This window comes from Phormidesmis sp. 146-12 (genome assembly GCF_052939495.1).
The window spans coordinates 66312-90690 of record NZ_JBJPHS010000018.1; the positions used below are offsets into that span (position 1 = coordinate 66312).

25 protein-coding genes are annotated in these 24379 nt (G+C 48.4%); 11 read left to right on the top strand and 14 right to left on the bottom strand.

Annotated features, from left to right (window positions below; genetic code table 11):
* Positions 1–54 precede the first annotated feature (54 nt).
* Positions 55–243, bottom strand: a complete 189-nt coding sequence (locus ACKFKF_RS10700; protein ID WP_446867703.1) for a hypothetical protein — start codon at positions 241–243, stop codon at positions 55–57.
* A 216-nt stretch (positions 244–459) separates the two neighbouring features.
* On the opposite strand from ACKFKF_RS10700, the gene ACKFKF_RS10705 reads away from it, so the two are divergent.
* From ACKFKF_RS10705 to ACKFKF_RS10715, 3 genes are all read left to right on the top strand, one after another.
* The gene (locus ACKFKF_RS10705) at positions 460–1518 is read left to right on the top strand and encodes a glycosyltransferase family 2 protein (protein ID WP_446867704.1); all 1059 of its coding nucleotides are present in this window, start codon (positions 460–462) and stop codon (positions 1516–1518) included.
* 68 nt (positions 1519–1586) lie between these two features.
* Complete coding sequence (locus tag ACKFKF_RS10710; protein WP_446867705.1) at positions 1587–3023, top strand: NAD(P)/FAD-dependent oxidoreductase; 1437 nt, start codon at positions 1587–1589, stop codon at positions 3021–3023.
* 192 nt (positions 3024–3215) lie between these two features.
* Entirely contained in the window at positions 3216–4925 is a 1710-nt protein-coding gene (locus ACKFKF_RS10715) for an LIC_10190 family membrane protein (RefSeq protein ID WP_446867706.1), read from the top strand.
* Positions 4926–5412: 487 nt separating this feature from the next.
* Here the strand turns inward: ACKFKF_RS10715 and ACKFKF_RS10720 are convergent, their stop codons facing one another.
* From ACKFKF_RS10720 to ACKFKF_RS10730, 3 genes are all read right to left on the bottom strand, one after another.
* Positions 5413–5784 (bottom strand): hypothetical protein, encoded by a 372-nt coding sequence (locus ACKFKF_RS10720; protein ID WP_446867707.1) that lies wholly within the window; start codon positions 5782–5784, stop codon positions 5413–5415.
* A gap of 753 nt (positions 5785–6537) precedes the next feature.
* Positions 6538–7239, bottom strand: a complete 702-nt coding sequence (locus ACKFKF_RS10725; protein WP_446867708.1) for a Crp/Fnr family transcriptional regulator — start codon at positions 7237–7239, stop codon at positions 6538–6540.
* A 418-nt stretch (positions 7240–7657) separates the two neighbouring features.
* Positions 7658–8068 (bottom strand): response regulator, encoded by a 411-nt coding sequence (locus ACKFKF_RS10730; RefSeq protein ID WP_446867709.1) that lies wholly within the window; start codon positions 8066–8068, stop codon positions 7658–7660.
* Between the two features lie 353 nt (positions 8069–8421).
* Between ACKFKF_RS10730 and ACKFKF_RS10735 the strand changes: the two genes are divergently transcribed.
* The gene (locus ACKFKF_RS10735; RefSeq protein ID WP_446867710.1) at positions 8422–9567 is read left to right on the top strand and encodes a cysteine desulfurase family protein; all 1146 of its coding nucleotides are present in this window, start codon (positions 8422–8424) and stop codon (positions 9565–9567) included.
* 178 nt (positions 9568–9745) lie between these two features.
* Here the strand turns inward: ACKFKF_RS10735 and ACKFKF_RS10740 are convergent, their stop codons facing one another.
* The 3 genes from ACKFKF_RS10740 to ACKFKF_RS10750 all read right to left on the bottom strand — a co-directional run bounded on the left by ACKFKF_RS10740 (position 9746) and on the right by ACKFKF_RS10750 (position 13548).
* On the bottom strand, positions 9746–11506 hold the full coding sequence (locus ACKFKF_RS10740) for an ABC transporter ATP-binding protein (RefSeq protein ID WP_446867711.1): 1761 nt from the start codon (positions 11504–11506) through the stop codon (positions 9746–9748).
* 232 nt (positions 11507–11738) lie between these two features.
* A complete protein-coding gene (locus tag ACKFKF_RS10745) occupies positions 11739–12959 on the bottom strand; it encodes a YdcF family protein (RefSeq protein WP_446867712.1) in 1221 nt (406 codons plus the stop codon).
* A 424-nt stretch (positions 12960–13383) separates the two neighbouring features.
* The gene (locus tag ACKFKF_RS10750) at positions 13384–13548 is read right to left on the bottom strand and encodes a hypothetical protein (protein ID WP_446867713.1); all 165 of its coding nucleotides are present in this window, start codon (positions 13546–13548) and stop codon (positions 13384–13386) included.
* A 71-nt stretch (positions 13549–13619) separates the two neighbouring features.
* Here ACKFKF_RS10750 and galE point away from each other — a divergent pair, with 71 nt between their 5' ends.
* On the top strand, positions 13620–14624 hold the full coding sequence (galE, locus tag ACKFKF_RS10755; protein ID WP_446860654.1) for a UDP-glucose 4-epimerase GalE: 1005 nt from the start codon (positions 13620–13622) through the stop codon (positions 14622–14624).
* A gap of 296 nt (positions 14625–14920) precedes the next feature.
* Here galE and ACKFKF_RS10760 read toward each other — a convergent pair whose 3' ends face one another.
* Positions 14921–15595 (bottom strand): sugar transferase, encoded by a 675-nt coding sequence (locus ACKFKF_RS10760; RefSeq protein WP_446867714.1) that lies wholly within the window; start codon positions 15593–15595, stop codon positions 14921–14923.
* 486 nt (positions 15596–16081) lie between these two features.
* Here ACKFKF_RS10760 and ACKFKF_RS10765 point away from each other — a divergent pair, with 486 nt between their 5' ends.
* From ACKFKF_RS10765 to ACKFKF_RS10780, 4 genes are all read left to right on the top strand, one after another.
* Positions 16082–16342, top strand: coding sequence for a hypothetical protein (locus ACKFKF_RS10765; protein WP_446867715.1), 261 nt, complete (start codon positions 16082–16084; stop codon positions 16340–16342).
* A gap of 258 nt (positions 16343–16600) precedes the next feature.
* A complete protein-coding gene (locus ACKFKF_RS10770; protein WP_446867716.1) occupies positions 16601–17521 on the top strand; it encodes a HetZ-related protein 2 in 921 nt (306 codons plus the stop codon).
* 26 nt (positions 17522–17547) lie between these two features.
* Complete coding sequence (locus ACKFKF_RS10775; protein ID WP_446867717.1) at positions 17548–17757, top strand: hypothetical protein; 210 nt, start codon at positions 17548–17550, stop codon at positions 17755–17757.
* A gap of 41 nt (positions 17758–17798) precedes the next feature.
* The gene (locus ACKFKF_RS10780; RefSeq protein ID WP_446867718.1) at positions 17799–18254 is read left to right on the top strand and encodes a hypothetical protein; all 456 of its coding nucleotides are present in this window, start codon (positions 17799–17801) and stop codon (positions 18252–18254) included.
* A gap of 124 nt (positions 18255–18378) precedes the next feature.
* On the opposite strand, the gene ACKFKF_RS10785 is transcribed toward ACKFKF_RS10780, so the two are convergent.
* Positions 18379–18576 carry a hypothetical protein gene (locus tag ACKFKF_RS10785; protein WP_446867719.1) on the bottom strand — a complete coding sequence of 66 codons (198 nt, stop codon included), beginning with the start codon at positions 18574–18576 and terminating at the stop codon, positions 18379–18381.
* Positions 18577–18752: 176 nt separating this feature from the next.
* On the opposite strand from ACKFKF_RS10785, the gene ACKFKF_RS10790 reads away from it, so the two are divergent.
* Positions 18753–19013, top strand: a complete 261-nt coding sequence (locus ACKFKF_RS10790; protein WP_446867720.1) for a hypothetical protein — start codon at positions 18753–18755, stop codon at positions 19011–19013.
* A gap of 37 nt (positions 19014–19050) precedes the next feature.
* Here the strand turns inward: ACKFKF_RS10790 and ACKFKF_RS10795 are convergent, their stop codons facing one another.
* A complete protein-coding gene (locus tag ACKFKF_RS10795; protein WP_446867721.1) occupies positions 19051–21147 on the bottom strand; it encodes an NACHT domain-containing protein in 2097 nt (698 codons plus the stop codon).
* A gap of 141 nt (positions 21148–21288) precedes the next feature.
* Between ACKFKF_RS10795 and ACKFKF_RS10800 the strand changes: the two genes are divergently transcribed.
* On the top strand, positions 21289–21537 hold the full coding sequence (locus tag ACKFKF_RS10800; protein ID WP_446867722.1) for a hypothetical protein: 249 nt from the start codon (positions 21289–21291) through the stop codon (positions 21535–21537).
* A gap of 193 nt (positions 21538–21730) precedes the next feature.
* Here the strand turns inward: ACKFKF_RS10800 and ACKFKF_RS10805 are convergent, their stop codons facing one another.
* The 4 genes from ACKFKF_RS10805 to fba form a co-directional block, all read right to left on the bottom strand.
* On the bottom strand, positions 21731–22204 hold the full coding sequence (locus tag ACKFKF_RS10805) for a GNAT family N-acetyltransferase (protein WP_446867723.1): 474 nt from the start codon (positions 22202–22204) through the stop codon (positions 21731–21733).
* Positions 22205–22256: 52 nt separating this feature from the next.
* Entirely contained in the window at positions 22257–22592 is a 336-nt protein-coding gene (locus ACKFKF_RS10810) for a XisI protein (RefSeq protein ID WP_446867724.1), read from the bottom strand.
* The gene (locus tag ACKFKF_RS10815) at positions 22580–22723 is read right to left on the bottom strand and encodes an element excision factor XisH family protein (protein ID WP_446867725.1); all 144 of its coding nucleotides are present in this window, start codon (positions 22721–22723) and stop codon (positions 22580–22582) included. The genes ACKFKF_RS10810 and ACKFKF_RS10815 overlap by 13 nt, the downstream gene beginning before the upstream one ends.
* A gap of 215 nt (positions 22724–22938) precedes the next feature.
* Positions 22939–24018: a class II fructose-bisphosphate aldolase gene (fba, locus tag ACKFKF_RS10820; RefSeq protein ID WP_446867726.1), complete on the bottom strand. Its 1080-nt coding sequence runs from the start codon at positions 24016–24018 to the stop codon at positions 22939–22941.
* Positions 24019–24379 lie beyond the last annotated feature (361 nt).

Below are 24379 nucleotides of genomic sequence, written 5' to 3' on the forward strand. Positions count from 1 at the left end.
GTTGGACAAATCCTAGCTCGAATGGGTTGAGATGACGATCGGTTAATTAAAACTTTAGTCATTTTGCGGACGGAGCGATTTAGCGTCCTTCACCTGACTGTTGTCTTTGACACGCCCCGCATTCAAGCTCAACCCTTCCTCAAAAGCAGGTCTTTTGGTTCCCCATCCAAATCTGCGCTCAAGTCCCGTCAGATCAGCGATCGACTCCTCTGTGGATTCCTCAAGACAATATAAAGCTTTCATAAAGTGTAACTGACTAACTTGTAGAAAACCCGACTGTGCTATCAGAGTCAGCTTTAGGTGCTTTCCGCATCTCAGGTTCATGGTATCTTTTTATTCAACAAAAAAATACGGATCAGTTAGAAGACTCTACAAAGATGTTGTCTGTAAGTACCATGACTCAGGCGCGTCGAATACCATACCCCCTAGATACTCAACGAACGCTTCTCACTGACCATAATGGATTTTCCTGGACTCTCACCCTCGATCTCGATCGTTATCCCGGTCTACAACGGCGGGGAAGCGTTTCGCAAATGTCTCTCTAGTCTTAGTCAATGCGCCCCACCCACAACAGAAATTATCGTCGTCGATGATGCCGGGACGGACGACTCCTGGCAAGTTGCCAAAACATTTGGGGCAACCGTGATCAGACTGCCCATCAATCGCGGGCCAGCACATGCTCGAAACGTCGGGGCACTGACCGCCAAAGGTGAACTGCTATTTTTTATGGATGCTGATGTGGCTATCCGACCCGACACGCTGTTACAGGTGATTCGTGAATTTGACCACTACCCCGATCGTGCTGCTCTGATTGGTTCTTACGACGATTTACCGGGCGCATCCAACTTCTTATCGCAATACAAAAATCTGCTGCATCACTACACTCACCAGACTGCCAGCGAAGAAGCTTCTACGTTTTGGGGCGCTTGTGGAGCGATTCGGCGGCCGGTCTTTTTGGCGATCGGGGGCTTTGATGAAAGCTATCACAAACCGTCGATCGAAGATATTGAACTAGGCTATCGACTCAAACGCGCAGGCTATCGAATCCGTCTCAGCAAACAGGTACAGGTCAAACATCTCAAACGCTGGGGAGTGCGATCGTTGCTCAAAGCTGATTTCTACGATCGAGCCTTACCCTGGACGCGATTGATCTGGCGAGACGGCAAGTTTATCAACGACCTCAACCTGCAAACTTCTAGCCGCATTAGTGTAGTTTCAGTGTATGGCTTAGTGCTTTCCCTCATCCTTGCCTGCGGGTGGTCGAGTGCCCTGATGCTAACGGCCCTTTGTGCCTTGACGCTGATTGGATTGAATGCGTCTCTATACCGATTTTTTTATCACGAGCGAGGCATGAAATTTGCGCTACAAGCGATCCCCTGGCACTGGCTCTATTTTGGGTATAGCGGGTTAGCCTTTGCGATCGGTTCCCTCCAATTCAAACTCCAACCCCAAATCGCGGCCCCCCAACTGATCGGCTCGATTTCAAATCAGAGAGTTTCTCTGTCAGGACGAGGATAAACCCATGAGTTTATTAGATTCTGAATAAGCGCTTTATTCTACATTTCAACAACGATTTGAGGTTTTAGGTGAAACATCATCCAGTGGTGATTATTGGTGCGGGCCCCGCTGGGCTGACGGCCGCTTATGAGTTAGTAAAACGGGGCGTTCAGCCGATCGTTCTAGAAAAGTCTAATCAAGTGGGTGGCATTGCCCGAACTGAAACCTACAAAGGATACCGCTTTGACATTGGAGGACATCGCTTTTTTACCAAAGTAGACGTGGTGCAAAAACTGTGGCAAGAAGTCATGGGAGACGACTTTATCAAGGTGCCCCGCCTCTCTCGCATCTATTACCGCGATCGCTTCTTTAACTACCCTTTAGAGATTTCAGACACCCTACTCAAGCTCGGCATTGTAGAAAGTGTGCGGATTGTCTTGAGCTATCTCAAAATCAAAATTTTTCCCTGTCCCCAAGAAGAAACGCTAGAAGACTGGGTGACCAATCGCTTTGGGCGACGGCTGTTTCTCACCTTCTTTAAGACTTACACCGAGAAGGTTTGGGGAATTCCTTGTAATAAGATTCAGGCAGATTGGGCCGCCCAACGCATTAAAGGACTGTCACTGATGACGGCCGTGATCAATGCCTTGTTCAAAACCAACCATACCAAAACGCTGATCAAAGAGTTTGACTATCCGATTTTAGGCCCTGGCATGATGTGGGAGCGCTTTCAAGCCGCCGTAGAAGAGCAGGGCGGAGAAGTCAGTTTAGATGCTGGCGTGACTCAACTTAAGCGAGAAGGCAATCGCATTCAAAGCGTCACAGTCCGACAAAATGGAGCAACGATCGAGCTTTCGGGTGATCACTTTATTTCGAGTATGCCGATTTCTGCGCTGATTCAACGGCTCGATCCTCCGCCCCCTAATGAAGTGCTGCAAGCTGCCAACGCGCTCAATTATCGGGCGTTTATGATTGTCTCGCTGATTGTCGATCGCTCCCATTTGTTTCCTGACAATTGGATTTATATTCACAGTCCCGATGTCAATGTCGGACGCATTCAAAACTTCAAAAATTGGAGTCCGGCGATGGTGCCCGATGCCAGCAAAACCTGTCTGGGCATGGAGTATTTTTGCAACGATGGCGACGACTTGTGGAAAATGTCAGACACCGAGCTACTAGATCTGGCCACCTGTGAACTGGTAAAACTGGGACTCGCCAACGCCAACGAGGTCGAAGATGGAGTCGTTTTGCGTCAGCCCAAAGCCTACCCAGTCTACGATCGCGACTATCGCCAACACCTCAAGGTGATTCAAGACTTTTTGGAGACGATCGAGAATCTACAAACCACGGGACGCAATGGAATGCACCGCTACAACAATCAAGATCACTCCATGTTGACGGGGCTTTTGGCGGTGAGAAATCTGTTTGGTGAACATCACGACCTCTGGGAAGTCAACACAGAACGCTCCTATTACGAAGAGTTTACCTATGAAAAGGAGCAACCAGCAAAATTGTTAGTGCGGTAGACAGAACATGAAATCTGCGGAATGCGGAATAATAGACAACCCCTGCGAAAGATGAATGCAGAATCGATCTGCAAATGGTGAATGATGTGAGGACAACTCCCAGCCCAAAAGATTCAGGGTAACCAGGGCACATCCCTTTACAAAATATCTCATCCCTCCCTCCTCTCTCCTCCCTCCTCCCTCATCCCTCCCATGCTCTACTTCATCGTCGTCTGGCTGATTTTATTTGTCGTCTGCTGCCCGATCGGCACCGCCTTGCTCAACAAACTGCCCAACAACGGATTTGATCGGACGGGCGATCGCCTCATTGTTTCAGTCTGGTTGGGGTTGGTGATGTTGGCGATCGCGCTACTTGCGACCTCTCTGATTTTGCCGCTGTCTCCCTTGGTCGGAGGCGTGGTGGCGATCGGGCTGAGTGCTGCGTCTCTAGAATGGCAACAAACACGAGAGGAACTGGCTGCGGTTTGGGCAAGGGTGCCGCATCGGGTGATGATTGGTTTTTTGGGATTGGCGCTCCTTGTGGCTGCGCTCACTACTGGACAGGTGATTTGGCATGACACGGGCTACTATCACTATGGGCTGATTCAGTGGCTTGCTGAATATGGAACGGTGCCAGGATTGTCGCTGCTCTTTACCAATCTGGGGTTTACATCGTCGTGGTTTGCGCTGGCGGCTCCGTTGAATGCTGAAATTTTTGATGCGCGGGTGAGTGCCGTGACGAATGGCTTTGTGCTGTTGATCGCGGTGTTGCAGGCTTTGATTTGCCTCAGACAGAGCCTCATGGGTGCAAGGTTGAGCGATTTGTTTGCGATCGCGTTTGCATTGATCATGCTGCCGATCACAATTTGGCTAGTTCCGATGTCACAAATTTTGGTTTCTCCTTCGCCCGATCTGCCCGTCGCCTTTCTAGTCGGCATTGTTGGCTGGTCGATGTTGGTGGTGTCTCGATCGACCCTGGTCACCCACGAGATGAATGATTCCTTACGAGCAACTCGACGCGATCGGGTGATTCCTCTGATTTTGGCCACGGGGGCATTCACGATTAAGCTGACCGCGCTGCCTTTAGTTGTGATGTCTAGTCTGTTTTTTGTCTTTCATCCCGGTGTCAATTTGAGAAGGATTGTCAGGGGCGGGGCAGTTGTTTTGTTGCTGTTGTCTCCGATGCTGATTTCTGGGATTCTTACGTCGGGCTGTCCGCTTTATCCGGCGGCGGTGCTTTGCGTTGATCTGCCCTGGTCGCCGACTTTTCAAGCAGTGCAGCAGACGGCCGCTAATACACATGGCTGGACAACCTGGTATGGGTCGCCGCCAGCGGGGGTCAATCCCTGGATATGGTCAATTGGGCAATGGTTTAATACATCAACGACCGAAAAGATCACAGCGGCATTGATTGTGCTGGCTCTCGTGGCGGCGCTTTATGTGATTGTGACTCAGGCGGCAAAGCTGCGAGGTGAAATTTGGGTAGCCGCGATCGGCATTTTAGGAATTACCTTTCTGATGTTGACTTCTCCATTTTTTCGATTTAATTTGCCATACGTAGCGCTTTTGCTCGCGTTGTCAATGGCGGTTATTTTTATGAAACAGTTTGATCGTATTCTTCATTTCCTAAAGTTTTCGGAATCGTTGATACGATCGCATGATTTAGTATTCAATTTGTTTTCGGCGACTATTGTATTAGTGGTTGTCGGGTATTCTTATCCTCAATTGCTTTTACCACTACGAATGAAGGACATGCCTGTATTAGAAAAGCAGGCTAATGGCATTGTCTATTTCTATCCTGAAGACAATATGCATTGTTGGGCGGCCAAGATTCCTTGTACTTTTACCGATATGCAAGAGGTTGAGTTTGCCAATCCTAACCGAGGTCTAGCGGGCGGTTTTATTCGCAAAAAATCGTTTTAACGTGAATTCGATGAAATCTTTCGCTGCGGTTGTGAATTCCAGGCAGCCCCCTAAATCCCCCACGAGTGAGGGACTTTGAACCCAAGATTTTGTCTGAAAGTCCCCCAATTTTGGGGGGTTGGGGGGCAGAAGCGCTGAAGAACGAAGCAAAAAAACCTCATCGAATTCACGTCGTTTTAACCCCCGATAAACGATATGGGACTTGCCCCAGAATAAAATAACGTCAGTTCGATGAACGCTTCGCTTCGCTTTTAGATCCAGGAACGCCCCCTAAATCCCCCACGAGTGAGGGACTTTGAACCAGAATTCCTCTCTGAAAGTCCCCCAAAATTGGGGGGTTGGGGGGCAGAAGCCGTGAACAACGAAGCGAAAAAACTCTCATCGAATTCACGTTAAAATACCAGTTCAGCAACCAGCGTTGACGAAATCTAACTCAATTAACTGGGATGGTATTAAACTGCAAGTCCCTACCTTTTCAAACATCCTCTTACAGTTGAATCGTTTGTTTGTCGTGCAATTCCTCCAGATGAATGAGTGAACCAGCGCCCATGACGATATTGAACTTCATTAAAGAACGCCGAACTTGATAGCCTGCTAATACTCGAATCACTTGGTATTCCGTTGTCAGATCGGGGGTGCCATCCCATTTGAGCAGGGCCAGTCGATGAGCGGCAAGTTCGCCTAATTGGTCAACGAATTCGTCCATACAATCCCTCACATCGGAGAGAATGCCAGAGGGCATAAAAAGCAATCGTTCTTGCAAATCCAAGGTCACGGTGACTTGATAACGTCTCATCAACGAGCATTGCAACTCAAAGCTAAACGAAACCACGTCAGGAAGCTGTCTCCTAACTGCCATATTGTTTATCCTCTCATTTAATTCAAAGAGGACGGGAACGCCGATTCTCCGGATGGAGAACTCCAAAGCAATGGCTCGATCGTTCCCCGGTTATGAAAATTGTATGCGGGATCTCGATTCCAACCTTTCAAGATCCCATCGCAAAGCAGACGTAGTACAATCATAAACGCCTCCAAAGTTAGTCCAATTAACTTAGGTGGAAGTCCTCGGAGGTCTGATTTGGTAGATCAGATTTCCGGGGCGTGGTCTCCACCTGCGGACATCTTACACAAGTTTTTGTTTTTTTGGAAGACTCAATTTTTGAGGAAGACAAAACTTTTTGCTGGGCGGTTCAAACTACAAGAACAAAATCCGCCGTCGCGGATTAACAAATCCTTAGATAGATCTTAGTCTGCGAAGGCAGACTTTGTTCTTTTAGGCGCGAATTCGTTTCCGAAGGAACTTGCGAAGCGAACCGCCAGCCTCAACCACCGATCAAATGAAGAATCAGCCTCGCCCGTAACCTTAAAACACAACCTTGTCACAAAGGATCAGGGTTCTGAAACCAAGCAAGCGCTTTCATCAACTCGATTACACAAAGCTGAAACTAAGCAAGCACGATCGTCAACTCGATTACACAAAGCTGAAACTAAGGAAGCGCGATCGTCAACTCGATCACACAAAGCTGAAACTAAGCAAGCACGATCGTCAACTCGATTTGGTCAAAGATCCATAGCACCTATCTGCTGCATTGACAAATTAAGTTGTTACACATCACCCTGCACCGAGTAAGCGATCGTATTCAGCTTTAATTGCTTTAAAACATTCACAAGACATTGCTTCGAGTCGTTGTTGATCTCGAATTTCGATCACACCGCGTCGATAAGAAATTAGACCCAGATCTTGATATTTGTTGGCAGCTACCGTCACCCCTGCCCGACGCACTCCCAGCATTTCTGCAATAAAGTCTTGCGTTAGTCGAAACTCATTGGATTTAACCCGATCCTGGGCTTCGAGTAGCCAACGGGCAAACCGTTGATCTAACGTATGAGCGCGATTGCAAGCCACATTTTGAGAGAGTTGAGCAATAAAAGCCTGTGTGTAGTTGAGCAATTGATCGCGCAGTTCTGGATATCGCTCGCATAGTTGCCGTAGCGTCTGAGCATCCAGCTTGAAGGCATCACCCGGAATTTGCACTAGATAAGTCGTTCTGGTCGTGACTTGTTTTGCCATCAGCACATTGACTCCCAACATATCTCGATAGCCCACGATCGCCGTTTCTACGGTCGTAATGCCATCGCTCATGGTGAGTGTAATTGAGCAAGCACAATCGATCGGAAAGTAAACCGCCTCGATCGGTTCTCCTGGGTCATGAAGTCGCTTTCCTTGCTCTAGCGAAACTTGCCGAAGAAAGGGTGCAAGCTCTTCATAAATCTGAGGTGACAGAGCGGCTAGTATTTGATTTTGAGGAGCCATAAAAGCCTTTTCAGAACATTTTTTGGGGCAGTTTTTGAGAACGAATTCAGGAGGCAATGCTCTGGCGCAATGTTCTTCAAACTACCAAATTGTTGCCTGGATAAAACAGCCATCAAAAGTAAGTTCTGAGTTGCTTTGCTGTCCAAAACGAACTGGTTCTATCGATTACTAGACAGTACCGCAAAAATAGAAAAAATTAACCTGACCCACGACGATCGTCAGAGAAACTTAATATGAACAAAACAACTACACAATTGGCGACTATGGGCAGAGTTGCAGTCATCGTTCTATATCATCTGAATAGCGTCTCAGTTCTTCAATGTTCTTTCTTCAATGTTCTTTAAGAAAATAAGGCGATGTGCAACTTTTTCTTAGCCCGCTTTTGAAGGAAGACGTTGATCAGAAAGTTGCCCATTGCCTAAGATACCTCTAAGACATATGCAAACTGAGGCATCAGAAAAGCGATCATACTCAGTAACTTTTCAAAATCAAATGGCTTGATCAAATAATCATAAAAGCCCGCAGCAAGTGCCTGATCTCGATCTTGATCGCTGGCACAAACCGTCAAAGCAATCTTCGGCATCTCTGGCACTCTAGCTTTCAAGGTTTCCACCAGCGAATACCCATCCTCGTAGGGCAACAACAATTCACTAATTAGCAAGTCAGGCTTGTCTCTTTCGACAATTTCCAGGGCTTTTTGGGCGGAGTCTGCCGTCAAAGTTGTGATGCCATATCCTAAAAACAACGTTGTTAACAAGTCTCTAGAATCTTCATCATGGTCAACCACCAGAATTCTCAAACCATCAAGCGCCAAAGAATAGTACGTCACTCCTAATAATCCTTGTAACATTAGGTGAATAATCCAGCGAAGCATTTTTTGAGAGGGTTGTTTAGAATACAATCAGTTGTAACGATCAGTAGATGTTTTTATGTTGAAACCTGTAATAGTCACAAAAAACTAGTCGTCACTATCGCGAGTTCAAATTAACCTTGTTCTCATAATAAAGTTCCTGTGAGTCGAGTTCAGTACGATGTCGTACCTAGTGACTCGTCCAATTTTCGTCCAATTAAGGAGTTTTACACGGCGCGACGACTGCCTAAAAAATAGGTTTGATAATTGATACCTGATGACACCCGAAGCGTCGCACCCTAGAAACTAGAATGGCTCAATCCATAAGATCGATGCAACGTCCCATTTATCTCGATTGTCACGCGACTACGCCTGTCGATCCAAGCGTTTTATCTGCGATGTTGCCTTACTTTACCGAGCAGTTTGGTAACCCGGCAAGTGTGGGTCATGCGTATGGATGGGAAGCCGAAGAAAGTGTGAAACGATCGCGCATTCAGATAGCCAATTCGATTCATGCAACACCCGAAGAAATCATTTTTACCAGTGGCGCAACCGAGGCGAATAATTTAGCCATCAAAGGTATTGCTGAAGCCTATTTTGGTCAGGGGCGACACATTATCACAGCGGAAACTGAACATCGTGCAGTGCTTGATCCCTGTCATTATCTACGATCTTTAGGCTTTGAAGTCACAGTTTTACCCGTCCAATCAGATGGACTATTAGATTTAGATCGGTTAGAAAAGTCGCTGCGATCGGACACCATTCTCGTCTCGATCATGGCTGCTAATAATGAGATTGGGGTACTACAACCTTTAGAAAAAATTGGCGCGATCTGTCGTCAACATCAGGTTCTATTCCACACAGACGCAGCGCAAGCGATCGGCAAAATTCCCCTCAATGTCGAGACGATGAAGATTGATCTGATGTCGCTAACGGGGCACAAAGTTTATGCGCCCAAAGGCATCGGTGCGCTCTATGTGCGACGACGAAATCCACGAGTTCAGCTTGCGGCTCAAATGCACGGTGGCGGACATGAAAGAGGTCTGCGATCGGGCACCCTGTATCCCCCTCAAATCGTCGGATTTGCCAAAGCAGTCGAGTTAGCTATTGCAACGATGCCAGCCGAGTCAGAACGCATTTTAGGACTGCGCGATCGCCTCTGGCAAACCCTCAGTCAGCTAGACGGCATTCATCTCAACGGACACCCCACCCAACGCCTCGCCGGAAACCTCAACCTCAGTGTCGAAGGCGTAGACGGGCAAGCATTGTTATTAGGATTGCAGCCAGTCGTCGCGGTGTCTTCGGGGTCAGCCTGCACCTCGGCAAAAATCGAACCCTCTCACGTTCTGACGGCGCTGGGATTGTCGAATCAGTTAGCCTATGCGTCGATTCGGTTTGGGATCGGTCGATTTAATACCCTTGAGGAAATCGATCGCGTGGCTCAAGTCGTGATGGATACGATTCGATCGCTCCGCTAATTCAACACGAACTCAATGAATCTCCTCGCTCCAGTCACAAATCCAGGCGGCCCCCCAAATCCCCCACGAGTGAGGGACTTTGAACCCAAAATCTTGTCTGAAAGTCTCCCAAAATTGGGAGGTTGGGGGGCAGAAGCCGTCAACAACGCAGCGAAAAAACTTCATCAAATTCACCTCCTTACTTCAGCGCTTCTTCGAGTTTGTTTTGGTTCCAGAGCGATCGATACAGTCCGTCTATTTCAATCAGGGCAGCGTGGGTTCCAGATTGCACAATTCGCCCCTGATCCATGACAAAAATGCGATCAGTCATTGCCGCCGCAGACAGTTGGTGAGAAATAAATACGACGGTTTTGCGGGCCGTTCCTTCTGAAAGATTTCTAAGAATTTTAGTCGCCGTTTGGTTGTCTACACTCGACAGCGCATCATCCAAAATCAAAATCGGACTATCGACGAGTAGGGCCCGCGCCAGAGCCGTTCGTTGCCGCTGTCCACCTGATAGAGTAATGCCTCGCTCCCCCACGATCGTTTCGTACTGCTGCGGAAAGTTGAGAATCTCATCGTGCATCTGAGCCTGAATCGCTGCCAACTCCACGGCTGACTGTTCGGCAAACGGGCTGCCATATCGAATGTTGTTTTTGATCGACGTGCTAAACAAAAAGCTCTCTTGAGGCACATAGGCGATCGCGCTTCGCAAATCCTCAATTCTCAACGTCGTAATATCATAGCCATCGACCAAAAGCTGACCAGGCGCAATTTCCAACAGACGCGGCAACGCATTCGCCAACGTCGATTTACCAGATCCGATCGCACCCACGATCGCGACCGTTTCACCCGGCGGAATCTCAAAGTTAACGCGATCAAGCGCAGGAACGGCCTTCTCAGGAGAAGTTGTGGAATAGGTAAATGTCAGATCGTGAGCCGTCAATCTGCCTTTGACTTGAGACAACGGTAATGAAATCGCATCCGGTTTATCTTGAATTTTGGATTGCACCGTGAGAATAGATTCAATACGATCGATACTCACTTCTCCGCGTTGATAAGCCGTAATGGTGAATCCTAATAACGCGGTCGGAAATGCTAATCGCTCCACATACAACAACAGGGCAATAAAGTCTCCAACTGAGATTACGCCCTGCTCGATCGCGCCCCCTCCAAACCACAAAAGAATCAGTCCACTCCCGCCCGCCAACACCTGCAAAATCGGAAACAGAATATTTCTCGTCAACGCCAGTTGCAGATTGGCATCCAACAATTGTCGATTGAGTTGTCGAAAGGCACCCCGCTCGTTTTCTTCTTGAGCGTAAATCTTGATCAACGCCATGCCGCTCATATCTTCTTGAATCATCTCGCTCATCGTCGAGAGTTCTTCTTGCACCGCCAACTGTTGATTTCTCAGCTTATTGCTAAACAGATTCACCAAAATCAACATAAACGGATACACCGAAATCGCCAGCAAACTCAGTCGGGGATTGATCCGCATCATCGCAGGCAGCGTCAAACTATATGCAAAAAATGTATTCGCCAAACTCAAGACCGCAAATCCCAGCAGCCGCCGAATGTTATCCACATCGCTGGTCGCCCGATTGATCAGATCCCCGATCGTATTCACCCCAAAATAAGCAGGTTCTAAATGCAGTAAGTGATTAAAAATCCTTTGTTTGAGGTCAAATTCAACCTGTCGCCCCACCCCAAATAGCAGCACCCGCGAAGTCATCCGCACGACCCACATCACCGAGGCCAGCCCCAACACCAGCGCCCCATAGAGGAGAACTTGATCAAAGCTAAAGGTCACCCCTAACTCATCGATCCCATCTCGAATCAGCAAAGGAATGTACACCCCAATCCCATTCACCACCAGCAGTGCCACAATGCCCAGCGTCGTATCTCGCCAATGAGGACGCAAATAGACCCCTAGTTTCTTAAGCTGCGACTTTGCCATGATGATTTAATGAGCGATCGACTTCTCATCGTAGCGCTATCCGGCAAAGGAGGGATGAGGAAGAGGGAAGAGAGAAGAGGAATGAAAGAATTGTTCCTGCTCACTCCAGAGCATTCACCTTCCTGATTTCTTGTTTGACTGCTATTGAGGGACAAGAAGCGATCGGAAAATCGCAGAAGGATTTGCAGACTGGCCCATTTCATCTCTCATGAAGCAGAATACTCTTCCCCTTCTAAAGCGTTCTCACAGGCCTAATCCAGCCGCGCAAGAAGTAATAAATTGAGTTGACGTACTCGCTAACGACTCTAGAACTGAGGGCAAAAGCGTCGGTGCTGGGTAACAGATCGCTGAGACGGAACCCTCGCTCAATCAGATCTCGACCTCGAAGACGCTGGCGAAGAGCATCTCGCGGCGGGAGCGTATAAAAATCAGTCGGACGAGGAATGATCGTGACATCTGCACCATTTGTCCCAGCGTTGGCAAACTCTCTAGAAAACGTCAGCGCAGAGCGGGTCATCTCGATCGCCGAAGTCACCACGATCAGTTGATTGCCAAAACTAATGTTTCGCGATCGCAGCAATTCTCGAACATTCTCAGCGCTGTCATGCACCGTCGGACTCTGGCTCTCCTCAATGATGTCGCCTTCAGGAATGCCAAATCGATTTTGCAGATAGGTGCTGGCTGCCCTCGCTTCAGACGTGTTTTCTCGCGTGTCACCCTCTTTGCGTTCGCGGGCCGTTTCTCCAGCCGTGACCACGATTAGAGGAGCCGTGCCGCGGGCCCGTTCTTCGGCGTAAAGCTGACCTGCATAAGTCAGACGGTTTCCTCGCTCGGTCAACTGAATCGGCTGACTCGCCAAAATTCCAAACGTGCTTTCATTGAGTGGCTCAGGCGGTGGAATCAAAGGGGCCTGGGTGGTTCGAGGAAGGGCTTGGTCGGGAATCGGCTGGGTACGCGGACGCAGCTGAAGGCGAGTCGTATCTTGAGCCAAGACCACAATTACCCGTCTGCCGCCCCCCAGAGCCTCCGTCGGAGCGGGACGAGTGATCTCAAGGGCCTCCGATTCGGCTCGCTGGGCCAAAAAGTAAGACACCGCTGGAATGCTCAAAATCAGCAGCAGCGGAACGGCAATTCGTACCAGGTTGATCCCTGTTTTGGTCAACCCTTTGCCGCGAAAGACCTGCGAAAAAGCAATCAGTAGAAGAATTAGAATGAGTCCGATCGGGCTAAAGGGGACGGCAATAATTCGCCAAATGTCTCCCAATAGTCCCTGTTCGGGCGATCCTCGATAAAAGGTGAGTGCCGCGACACCTAGCAGCAGCAAAAGAACTAACCCACCTAAAAACACCCTGGGTAGTGCCCTCAGCAAAACGTACCAGGCAAACAGCCCGACGACGACCCAGAGCAGAACCTGGGTTAAGAGGACAAATACATCTGTTACCAATAAAACCATGCTGTAATTCCTTAGTGTCCTGGGGTGATGACCGTCACCTGGCTTTTGGACTCACTCATTAAACCATTACAAAAGCGAATTGAACGGGAGACTTTAGATAAACCTTTGAGCCTGGATTCGGACGTTCGATTTGGGAAAATCTATGTGACGGCTAATCTTTTAGAAAAGGATCAAAAATTCGCGGGAAAATCGCTGGAAATCTAACCCCATCAAGACTAGGATTGTACAGAAGTTTTTCAGTTTGTCACTCAATTTTTGTGCGATCGCGCCTGAATTTCTTCAAAGTCAATTCAAAAAGTAAAGTTCCTTGCAAAATCAGCGAGTCACACGATCGTCGTCGGCGAAAATGCAAGATGATTTAACTCGATCGCCGAGCCGATCAACAGTCTCAAGGGATGGTGTTTAGGAGGTAAAACCAATGGAACTAATTTTGGCAGGGGTTGTATTTGTCGTAATTTTCTTTCTGCTCTCCAAAGAACTGTTTGGCAAGTAAAGCGATGGGATAACTAGAATGAGAGTCAGGACGATCGCCCGCCTCGCAGACATTTCCCCGCTCTAGATGCTGGCTGTCGAAGGGAAATTTAATCACTCTTTTGTCCTGAGTGTTGCGACGATCATCTGAATCGATCGTTAGTTGCCCAATAGTCCAAGTTGAGAGGAATGAGTGTGCCGTCAGAAAAGCCAACCATCTTAGTCACCGGGGGAGCCGGGTACATTGGGTCTCATGCCGTGTTAGCGCTCCAGCAGGCAGGCTATCCCGTTGTTGTGTTAGACAACCTGGTGTATGGTCATCGCGATATTGTCGAAAAGGTTCTCCAGACCGAGCTAGTGGTTGGGGATACGAACGACCGGGCCCTGCTGGATCAGGTCTTTGTAGATCATGCGATCGGGGCTGTGATGCACTTTGCGGCCTACGCCTATGTGGGTGAGTCTGTTACGACTCCCGGCAAGTATTACCGCAACAACGTCACTGGGACGCTGACCCTCTTAGAAGCGATGGTTGCCGCCTCCATTAAGCAGTTTGTCTTTTCTTCGACCTGTGCGACCTATGGGGTGCCGACGATCGTCCCGATTCCAGAAGACCACCCTCAAGATCCGATCAATCCCTACGGCGCAACCAAGTTGATGGTAGAGCGCATCCTCAAAGATTTTGATCAAGCCTACGATTTCAAATCCGTTAGCTTTCGCTACTTTAATGCGGCGGGGGCTGATCCTCAAGGACGATTGGGAGAAGACCACCAGCCCGAAACTCACTTGATCCCGCTGGTGCTGATGGCTGCTCTGGGTAAGCTGGAGTCGATCGCGATTTTTGGCACTGACTACCCCACGCCCGATGGAACTTGCATTCGCGACTATATTCACGTCAATGATCTCGCTCAGGCCCACGTTTTGGGGTTGGAATATCTGCTCAAAGGTGGTCAGAGCGATGTATTTAATTTGGGCAATGGCAGCGGTTTTTCGGTCAAAGAAGTGATCGAAACGGCGCGTCAGGTCACGGGTAAAGACATTGTGGCTGTGGAACACGATCGTCGCCCTGGTGATCCGCCCGCTCTGGTTGGCAGTGGTGAAAAAGCCCGCACCGTGTTGGGGTGGTCGCCTGAATATGCTGACTTACACAAAATTCTCACCCACGCCTGGCAATGGCACCAAAAGCGGCACGCCTAGAGAATCATCAATTGGGAGGGAGAAGGGCTGGCGTTACAATTCTCCTGCTTGATCGCGTTGAGGAGATCTCTGCCAAACAAGTTACCCATCTTGTAAAGCCCTCTAAATTCCCCCAATTCTAGGGAACGTAAATTCGATAAAGTTCGTTGCTTTGACCATCAATCTAGGAAGAACCTCTAACCCACCCGTGAGAGACTTTTCTACCAAAAATCTTGTCTGGAAGCCCCTAGAATTGGCAAATTGGGGGTTAGAAGCCGTGACTACTAAAGTAAAATACTTCATCGAACTCACGCAATTTAGAAGGCTCCCACTCTGGCAAAGATCACATAGATGGTTTTGAAGATGAGAACGAGGTCGTACATCGGTGTCCAAAGTGCCTGATAACGCAGATCAAGGGCAACGATTTGCTCAAAGTCTTTGACGGTCGATCGACCATTTACCTGCCACTCGCCTGTCAGTCCGGGCTTGACGTTGAGCCGTTGCCAATGATGGTCGCTGTAGCGAGACACTTCGTCTGAGGTGGGTGGACGAGTCCCGACTAAGCTCATTTCGCCGAGCAGGACGTTCCAAAATTGAGGAATTTCATCGAGGCTGGTGCGTCGCAAAAAGCGCCCAACTCTGGTCACCCGTGGATCAGACTGGTTTTTGAAGATTAGCCCATCTGCCTCATTCTCGACTTGAGACTTGAGTGACTCAGCATCGTCTACCATCGATCGAAACTTGTAGATCTGAAAAGGCTTGCCCATCAGCCCGTGGCGTTCTTGACTATAGAAGATTGGCCCGGAGCTATCAAAGCGAATTGCCAGCCCGATCGGGACAAACACAACTGCCAAAATCGTCAACCCAACAAGACTGCCCACCAGGTCGATCGCCCGCTTGACCAGTGAGTAGCTCGATTGATGAGGAATCTGAAACGTGTCCCCTGACCGAATGGAATTAGCGTCCGTTGAGTAGAATGCAGTTTGTGTCATGATTCCGAACCGATTACTGGAACCGCGAAAACACTGAGAATAGTTCCGTAGATATACGTACGACTATACGCTGAAACCCCTATCTGCCAACAGTCTTACTCGACACACTTGCTCAAATCTTGTTGCGGGCTTCACGATTCCTTGTTTTTGTAAAGATTTGATGAAGAGTAGCGGTATTTCCGTGAATATGCTGAAAGATCACTCATTTTCTGCGGAGGACTTTTCCGAATCGAAGAAAACAGAATTTAGCCTCTCTTGTGGCAAAAAGAAAGTGATCGGGTTTAGGTTCCCGGTGTCAAGCGTCAAAAGGATGAAAGTAACTCCACCATTTGGAGAATTCATTCCGAATAGACTACTCTTCCAATGGCATCTGCATATTTCAGGGAAGATCGCCCGAATAATTTTTGTAGGCTCCAGTTTGCCTTAGACTATGAACCGTGTTGAACACAGAAAAGGGGTCAAGGTGTGGAGAGTCAGCCCAATCGCATGGAATTTATCGTGCAGCAGCTAGGAGAAACCGTGTTAATGACCACCGAAACGATCGAAAGCCTGGCCGAGCGAGTAGATGACCTGTCTAATCAAGTTGAGCAGCAGGGCTATCAGCTTTTTGCTTTGAGCGATGCCGTGCAAACTTTGTCGATTAATCAGGATGACACGCTCGATCGCCTCAATCGGCTCACAGAAACCTTACAGCGCATCGCAGCGTCTTTATCTGCATCTCTTGAAGGCAGTCACGAGCAGTCTTGAATATTCTGGATTGTGGCGCGGGCAAAAGTCAGCGTTTTATCAATTTTATTAAGTTGAGAACAAACTTTGAAGAACGTTTTATACTTTGAGTTTCAATGCTTAAAGCTTTGGTAATCAGACTTTAACGTCAGGTGCTTTTAAGAAACTTGGCAGTCAGCGATCGAATCCATCTCCCCAGTGTTACCCGAATGGGTAAGTGATTTCGACCTGGCACATAAGGCAAACTCTCTATAACAGGGCATTGAGGACGGCAGTCTCATGGTAATTGCAGAAGAACTGGCTGACAGATGGCGACTCCACTTGCAAAGTGACCTTTCTAAGCACGGTCGCCCTACTCACGAAGCGATCATTCAGTGGCTTTTGGGTGAAGATCAGGCTCGATTTGAGAATCTGCTTCCTACGCAGCTTGAGGTTGCCAAACAAGCGATGGATTACCGCTATCGAATTTTGCAGCAGCGATATCTCGAAGCTGGGCCCGAACGCGCTTATAAGGGGCTGATTCAACGGTTGAGCAGTCTGTTTTTGATCCGCAACAAGATTCGGACGTGGATTGCACTGTCTCGCGATCGTCAGCGGAGCGTGGTCGATGTGCTGCAAGAGGTGATTCAAGAACTCCTGCAAAACGACAAGTATATGCAGCAGCAAATCAATTGGATTGCCCAATGCACCGATGATCCCCGCTTGCGAAATGCGCTGGTGTTGGCGACGACTGAGGAATATTGTCTGCGTCCGATTCGCAATCAGCCGCTGCTGGTCTATCGATTTGTGAACTATCTGCGGCGATCGCAGCGAGGTGGGATGACTCAGGTTCCGGCGGCTGACTTCATTCGTCTGGTGTCTGAAGAGATTGCGCCCGATGAGTCTGAAGGGTCGGTGAGTTTGCTGGATGGGCAGGCGGTTTCTGAGTATCAAGACGCGCAAGCGCAAGCCGAACAGCAAGAACTCAGACAGTCGGTGACTCAGAAGTTTGAAACTTATCTCTCGGAGCGGGTCGATCCTCTGGCGGCGGAGTGGCTAAAACTCTATTTGCAGGGCAAGACTCAGGAGGCGATCGCTCAGGATTTGAATGTGCCGATCAAGCAGGTTTATCGATTGCGGGAGAAGGTCAATTATCATGCGGTTCGGGTGTTTGCGCCCAAAAATCAGCCGGAGTTGGTCACCGAGTGGTTGGGGCGTTGATGACCTCTTTTGACAACTTCTAGTCTATGGACACCGAGAGCAATGGCAAGGACGGTACACCACAAAGCAATCAGGCCCAGAACAAACAGTTTAGTGACGCAATCCGTACAATAGAGCAACAGGTAGGACGGAAGCTTTCTAAGCTGGAAAGGCGACGTTTGCATGATGAAATTAGCGGGCTGAACTGCACCTTTCACGAGATTGTTGAAATTGGGTTAGCAATATTTGAAGGGTGACGTTGAGAGTATGCTTGAACAACTTTTGACCAACATCGCAGATGAGTGTAACCACAACTGACATTTCTAAGCTTCAAGCCTACGTTCAGCCTCTCCTCGGTCAGAAGGCATGGGGAGTATTGTTGGGGCATGGTAGCTTTATTACGCTGGAGTTTGGCAAGTCGTTGGTGCGGCCTTCAGAGAAGAAAGTGCATGGTGAGTGGCATTTGTGGATTTACTGTTGCGCTTGGCGGCTAGAGAAAGGCGATCGGGTACTAGCAGGTTCAGAAGATCCTCGATCAAAGCTCGAACAGGCCGTTCAACAGTTAGAAGGTCTGGTTCTGAATTCTGTAGAGTTGCTTTCTCCAGCGTGGGATACTCTTTTCAAGTTTGAAGATCAGGTTGTTTTGCGTCTATTTCCTCTCTTGTCGGAAGAAGCTGAACACTGGATGCTGTATATGCCTGACGGGGTGCTTTCGGTTGGCCCTGGTACAGACTGGTCGTTTGAGGCTGTCTAAACGTTTCTGTCTAAACGCTTTTGTCTAAAGTTTTCTGCGTTGCGTAGTTAGAGGGGTTGCTGTTGGGTTTCGCTTTGCTCAACACCCACCTACGGAGAATGAGGGGTTTCAGAAGTTTTGTCAGTCAATCGAGCCTGTGATCTGAAGAATTGGGATCGTTGTCGAAGACGATGATGAATTGTTCGCTGGGTAGGAGTCGCCGCAAAACTTGCAAGTAACCTTCTGCATCGGATGAGTTTCGGCAACAGGCGACGACGATGTGACGCATGTCGGGCAATAAACGCACGACTAACCATCGATTCAAGAAGTCTCGATAAGGCATAATGATATTGTCTCCATTGAGTTTGGAGCCATAGCCAGTGCTGAACTTTCCACGGGACGCGCTGGCTTTTCGCTTGTTTGAATATTATCGCACTGTGCAGATCTGTGTCAATCGAAATCACAAACACACAGATAAGCTCACATTAGGTCATCAGTCAGGAGTCGTGTAGTCAGATTATGACGAAGAGAATTACACTGCCGCCATTGGGTGAACATGATGATGACTGGCTGACGATTCTGGCATGGCTGTATAGTCGCAGCAGGGCAAGTCAGGCAGCGGCTCTGATCAGCGTTGGTGTTGCAGAACAGAAGGCTGAAGTTGAGAGCATGTTGGAGTACATTGCCCGAAAGCGCAGTATTAGCGTTGATGAGTTGGTCAAAAGTATTTTGGGTGGGACGATCGATGGCGATCGAGAGGACTCCATTGATGAAGAGTAAATCTTCGGTCAGTCTCCTACACTCCACGTCCCAAACTCTACTCTCTCAATGTCACCATGCGATCTTCAATGCCTGCCCAAGTTGCGGGCGACACTCGCACGGCGGATTGTCTGCACTGCACCATTAACAAGTTTGCATGGAAATAGTCCTTTAAAGCTTTAGTTTCTGCTTCAGATAAATCAAGTAATTCTAAATTTAGATTTAGGGCGTTGTACCAGGTTTGCAGAACTTTGTCGCGAAAGGCTCGGCGAACTTCGACGGGTTGATCGTCGTTGGGGATTTTAGTCTGTAGAGCTTCTAGTCGAGCATCTAACACAACAAAGTTTACAGACCTAAAGATTTTTATTTTTTCAATGGCGCGGGCAATAGCGCGGGCGAGGTCGATGATGCGGGGGACGTGGATATCCTCGATTTTGAGGTCGAAAACCCAGACGAGGCTGAGTGCGAATTCGGCGATGGTGTAGTCGTAGTGGGCAGTAGTAGCGGTTAAGTCGCGATCGCGGTAAGTGAAGGCGAAGTCGCGGTCGACGGCTACGGCGAAGGCGAGAAAGATCGCTGCTGCCCGTTTAGCCGCAGGCTTAAAGTCTCCGGCTGACCCTGCCGTTGATTGATCTGCCCACGCTATCCAGGCTTTTATTTTAGGTGTCTTAAGGTAGGTCTGAGCTTCTTTCTCCATGAGCAGCAGCAGTTCATCGGCTCCCCCGCGCATTAATCCTGATACCAGCAGGAAGATTTCTTTCCATCGCGCTTCTGTGAGGTGGTCTGTCACCAATTGTTCAACTTGTCGATGATCGTCAATATATTGAGCCGTCAAAAACTCCTGAAGCGTCAAATGGGAGAACGAGTAAATGCCGTCTGCCCGCTCTACCAATACGCCATGCTGCACCTCAATACTTCGCAACACCGCCGATCCATCAATTCTCTTCTCATCAGGCAACATTTCTTTGAGGAGTTGCTCAATCTGGTTGACAATTTCGCGCCGAGTTGAAAACAGTCGGTTTTGCTGAAAGGCATCGTGGGCAATTTCTGCCAGCATCATTTCTTTGCGCTTGGTGTCCAGCCCCTTGTAGAGGTCGTCTTGCGGAATGCCCTTCTCGGCTGCCCATTCTTCGAGCAACACCCGCAATGCGCGTTCGTAGAGCGTCGATCGATTGGTGGGAAACTTGCGCGATCGTTGATACAACAGACAAACCAACGTCAACAACAATGGCGTTTGAGTCAGTTCTTTGGCGGCAGTATGCTCATCGCTGTTTAATTTTTGCCAGCAATCCTTTGCGATGTCGGGATCTTGACGAAACCAGTTATCAATAAATTGTTTGATCTGCTGATCATCAAAATCAGCCATCGCCACATCGGTAAATAGGCGAAAGTTATGCCGATAGGCCGCCACCCGACACGACGTAATGTAGCGGTTTTGGTTGTGCAGATCGACAAAGTTTTGAATTTGGCTGATTGCCTCATTCATTCGCCCCGTCGCCACTTCATCTAAGCCATCCAGCAAGACCAAAAGCTTACCCTGCTGCAAAAGTTTCTGCGTTGATTCTTCTGGCGATGGAAATCCACAAATGCCAAATTCTCTAGCGATCGTTTTTTCAATGTCGATTTCGCCCGTGTTGAACTCTTTTAGATCAATAAACACGGGAATGCAATCATGCTGGTAGGTGCCCTTTCTCCCCTTCAACGCTTCTAGACCCATCCGCCGCAAGAAGGTTGATTTTCCTGCGCCAGGGCCACCCAACACCATCAAATATTGCTTTTCATTTGCCACCTTTAAGCCATCTTTCTTGGGACAATCCTTCCCTTGAAAGCTCCGTCTCGCTGCAAGTCGGTACGCTTCTTCTAGCGCCTCCACCGATTCAAAACTTTGGAGGGCACGATTGTCCAAAAACCGCACGGCTGCATAGACACTCTCCAGCGTCACAGGTTCTCGCATTCCCAACACCTTGAGAATGCCGTGACGAGCAGAATAATTCTGAACATATCGGTTAGAAGCCTGAAAGATTACATTTCTTTTGGCATCATTCAAGCCTCCACCCATCCAGACCGCAAGTTTGCCGCCGCCTTCCCAGACAGTTTTGATGACGATTTTGCTAATTTCCAGGGCGATCGCAGAAGAAAACGGATCAGGTGTCATCGCGGTATCCAAAAGCACTGAGAAAAGCCTCTTCAGCGTACTCCAGGAATCAGGCGATCGACCAGATCCAATTTTCCTTCAAGCTAAAAACAGCATGATTCAAGTTCAAAACCGTAAAGGTCGAGTCAAAAGCACGATCGTTTGAGTTCTAAACTGCAATGGTCGAGTCAAAAGCACGATCGTCCGAGTTCAAAACTGCAATGGTCGAGTAAAAAGTGCGATCGTTTGAGTTCAGAACTGCAATCTTTGAGTAAAAAGCACGATCGTTCGAGTTCAGAACCGCAACGATTGAGTAAAAAGTGCGATCGTCCGAGTTCAGACCTGCAATCTTTGAGTGAAAAGGGCGATCTTCGAGTTCAGCCTGAAATGTTAGCCCTTGAGAATGACTAAGGAGCGTGGATTAAATAAGATTGGTCATTGCTTGGCGACTTCGCCCCCTAAATCCCCCATTCTGGGGGACTTTGAGATCGAAAAAATTCTGGAGTTCAAGGCAGTTTCGAGGTTCAAAGTCCCCCAAACTTGGGGGATTTAGGGGGCTGAAGCCGATTGAAACGAAGCGAAAAGCAACTGCGAGACTTGCAGTTTAATATCTAATTCCTAAACTCTTTTCCATTTGGTAGTTGGTGAAGGTTTCTCCTCGACACGCAACCTGTTGCTCTTTGATTACCGAGAAGCCCATACGCTCAAAGAATGGTTTTGCGGTGATGCTGGCTTCGGTGTGTAAGCGATCGAGATTCAATTCAACCGCTTTTTGCTCGATCGCTTCATACAATTGTCGTCCCACACCACAGCGCTGATAGTCTTTGTGACAATAAAAGCAATCAATATGACCGTTGAATTCTAGCTCGGCAAATCCGGCGATCGTCCCCTCTATCTCAGCGACAAAAGTAAATCGACTTGAGCAAACTTCTGCCCAGTTTCTAAAGTGCAAATCATCCGGTGCCCACGCTTCAACCTGACTGATTGAATAGTCTCGAACGTTGATTTCACGAATTGTTTCATGAAACAAGTGTGCGATTTGATCTGCGTCTTTTGGGTGGAACGATCGTACTTTCATCGCTTTAGTGATGCTATCTTTCTGGATTCTTTAAAGTATCAGGGAAGCCAAACTAGGCAACTCCGTACTCTGTATATTGACGTTTGTAAGGAGGCTGCATCCCTAAGATGACATCTTCTCTAGGTACGCCCATTGCAACCAATTCTTCTGCGGGATTTTGGTTAGTTAGATTCTGCTGAAGCCAAATTTTGCCATCTTTAATATCAAAGTGCATCACACAGCGATAGACTCGATTAAGCTGTTGCCAACCGACATTCATCCACTGATAATGATTGCGATCGACATCAAAGATCAATTGAACCTCGACCTCTCGATCATCCAAATCATCACTTGCATACTGAGTTAACAAAGTTTGAATAAATTCTCGGTATTTGGCTACTTTATCCATTGCACAACTGCCTCATTCACAGGATCATAGACCACTAATAGAACCTGATATTGTTGTATCGCAATTTGTGTGAACTCAAGCTGAAAAAATGTTCGGTAAGTCTCTAAAGGAACCGCTAATACCAAATTCACTAGATACTGAACAGATCCTCGCCCCCTAAATCCCCCATTTTGGGGGACTTTGAAACGGCTTCCCTGATAGGTTTTTTCAAATCTGAGAGATAGAAATCGGTTAATTAACTATTTTTATGAGTATCATTTGTTGGTTGATTTGGTATAAGTATATCCCTAAAAAAACTGGGCGGCCCTTTGACCACCCAGCCTCTTACAAAGTAAAGGATTAAACCTTATACACCAACGGTTTTTTTGGTGACAGCGCTCAGTTCACCTTTGGCATATTTTGCCGCATAATCTTCCATGCTGACTTGCTTGATCTTGCTTGCGTTGCCAGCGGTGCCAAATTGCTGATAGCGATCGGCACAAACTTGCTGCATGTACTTGATCGAAGGCTTGAGGAAGAAGCGAGGGTCAAACTCAGCAGGCTTGGAGAACAATGCTTCACGCACGGCAGCCGTGATCGCCAAACGACAATCGGTATCGATGTTAATCTTACGAACGCCGCTCTTGATGCCCTTTTGAATTTCTTCGACCGGAACGCCGTAAGTTTCAGGAATCGACCCACCGTTTTGGTTGATCAACGCCAACAAATCTTCGGGAACCGAGGAAGACCCGTGCATCACCAGGTGAGTGTTGGGCAGACGGCGGTGAATTTCTTCGATGCGGCTGATGGCCAAAATTTCGCCAGTCGGCTTGCGGGTAAATTTGTAAGCTCCGTGGCTGGTGCCGATCGCCACTGCGAGCGCGTCTACCTGAGTTTGTTCTACAAAGTCAACCGCTTCGTCGGGGTCGGTCAACAGCATGGAGTGGTCTAGCTCACCTTCAAAGCCGTGTCCATCTTCTGCTTCACCTTTTCCGGTTTCGAGTGAGCCGAGACAGCCGAGTTCACCTTCGACCGATGCACCGATCGCGTGAGCCACTTGCACGACTTCGCGGGTGGTGCTGACGTTGTATTCGTAGCTTGCGGGGGTTTTGGCATCGGCTTCGAGGGAGCCATCCATCATGACGCTGCTAAAGCCGTTTTTCATGGCGGAGTAGCAGGTCGAAGGGGCGTTGCCGTGATCCTGGTGCATGACGATCGGCAGATGAGGGTAGGTCTCGATCGCCGCCAAGATCAGGTGACGCAGAAAGTTTTCGCCAGCGTAGTTGCGTGCGCCGCGAGAAGCTTGCAAAATCACGGGGCTATCGGTTTCATGGGCAGCCTTCATGATCGACTGGATCTGCTCCATGTTGTTGACGTTGAATGCAGGAATGCCGTAGCCGTGTTCAGCCGCGTGATCGAGCAGCAGCCGCAAAGGTACAAGCGCCATAGATAGTCCTCCTGGGTGGTTGTGGTCAGCGAGTTAGGTTTGAACAACTGAATTGTTAGGACAATCTTAAGACAATTTGAGGTCTGAAGCCAGTAAAGTTTAGCGATCGATGCCTGTAAATAGGTAAAAATACTATTAGTCTTTCTTATGGGTCGGTTTGTAAGGATGGATGCGGTTTGTGCATTGTTTCACCTCAAAGCTTGAATGTTGTCAGTTATTTAACGTCAGTCTTCAACGAAGGCGCACCTCTAGGAAGGCCGAAAGAAACCTGCGTTTTCTTGGGAGTTCGATGAACTTTTTCGCTTCGTTGCTGAGGGATTCGCCCCCTAAATCCCCCATTCTGGGGGACTTTGAATCAGCA

What these genes read in the sequence shown, in the direction of transcription:
- ACKFKF_RS10790 (WP_446867720.1), top strand. Translation starts at nt 18,753, where the DNA reads ATGACGAAGAGAATTACACTGCCGCCATTGGGTGAACATGATGATGAC.
- ACKFKF_RS10760 (WP_446867714.1), bottom strand. Translation starts at nt 15,595, where the DNA reads ATGACACAAACTGCATTCTACTCAACGGACGCTAATTCCATTCGGTCA.
- ACKFKF_RS10720 (WP_446867707.1), bottom strand. Translation starts at nt 5,784, where the DNA reads ATGGCAGTTAGGAGACAGCTTCCTGACGTGGTTTCGTTTAGCTTTGAG.
- ACKFKF_RS10780 (WP_446867718.1), top strand. Translation starts at nt 17,799, where the DNA reads ATGAGTGTAACCACAACTGACATTTCTAAGCTTCAAGCCTACGTTCAG.
- ACKFKF_RS10715 (WP_446867706.1), top strand. Translation starts at nt 3,216, where the DNA reads ATGCTCTACTTCATCGTCGTCTGGCTGATTTTATTTGTCGTCTGCTGC.
- ACKFKF_RS10735 (WP_446867710.1), top strand. Translation starts at nt 8,422, where the DNA reads ATGCAACGTCCCATTTATCTCGATTGTCACGCGACTACGCCTGTCGAT.
- galE (WP_446860654.1), top strand. Translation starts at nt 13,620, where the DNA reads ATGAGTGTGCCGTCAGAAAAGCCAACCATCTTAGTCACCGGGGGAGCC.
- ACKFKF_RS10795 (WP_446867721.1), bottom strand. Translation starts at nt 21,147, where the DNA reads ATGACACCTGATCCGTTTTCTTCTGCGATCGCCCTGGAAATTAGCAAA.
- ACKFKF_RS10745 (WP_446867712.1), bottom strand. Translation starts at nt 12,959, where the DNA reads ATGGTTTTATTGGTAACAGATGTATTTGTCCTCTTAACCCAGGTTCTG.
- ACKFKF_RS10775 (WP_446867717.1), top strand. Translation starts at nt 17,548, where the DNA reads ATGGACACCGAGAGCAATGGCAAGGACGGTACACCACAAAGCAATCAG.
- ACKFKF_RS10765 (WP_446867715.1), top strand. Translation starts at nt 16,082, where the DNA reads ATGGAATTTATCGTGCAGCAGCTAGGAGAAACCGTGTTAATGACCACC.
- ACKFKF_RS10705 (WP_446867704.1), top strand. Translation starts at nt 460, where the DNA reads ATGGATTTTCCTGGACTCTCACCCTCGATCTCGATCGTTATCCCGGTC.
- fba (WP_446867726.1), bottom strand. Translation starts at nt 24,018, where the DNA reads ATGGCGCTTGTACCTTTGCGGCTGCTGCTCGATCACGCGGCTGAACAC.
- ACKFKF_RS10700 (WP_446867703.1), bottom strand. Translation starts at nt 243, where the DNA reads ATGAAAGCTTTATATTGTCTTGAGGAATCCACAGAGGAGTCGATCGCT.
- ACKFKF_RS10805 (WP_446867723.1), bottom strand. Translation starts at nt 22,204, where the DNA reads ATGAAAGTACGATCGTTCCACCCAAAAGACGCAGATCAAATCGCACAC.
- ACKFKF_RS10785 (WP_446867719.1), bottom strand. Translation starts at nt 18,576, where the DNA reads ATGCCTTATCGAGACTTCTTGAATCGATGGTTAGTCGTGCGTTTATTG.
- ACKFKF_RS10725 (WP_446867708.1), bottom strand. Translation starts at nt 7,239, where the DNA reads ATGGCTCCTCAAAATCAAATACTAGCCGCTCTGTCACCTCAGATTTAT.
- ACKFKF_RS10740 (WP_446867711.1), bottom strand. Translation starts at nt 11,506, where the DNA reads ATGGCAAAGTCGCAGCTTAAGAAACTAGGGGTCTATTTGCGTCCTCAT.
- ACKFKF_RS10770 (WP_446867716.1), top strand. Translation starts at nt 16,601, where the DNA reads ATGGTAATTGCAGAAGAACTGGCTGACAGATGGCGACTCCACTTGCAA.
- ACKFKF_RS10810 (WP_446867724.1), bottom strand. Translation starts at nt 22,592, where the DNA reads ATGGATAAAGTAGCCAAATACCGAGAATTTATTCAAACTTTGTTAACT.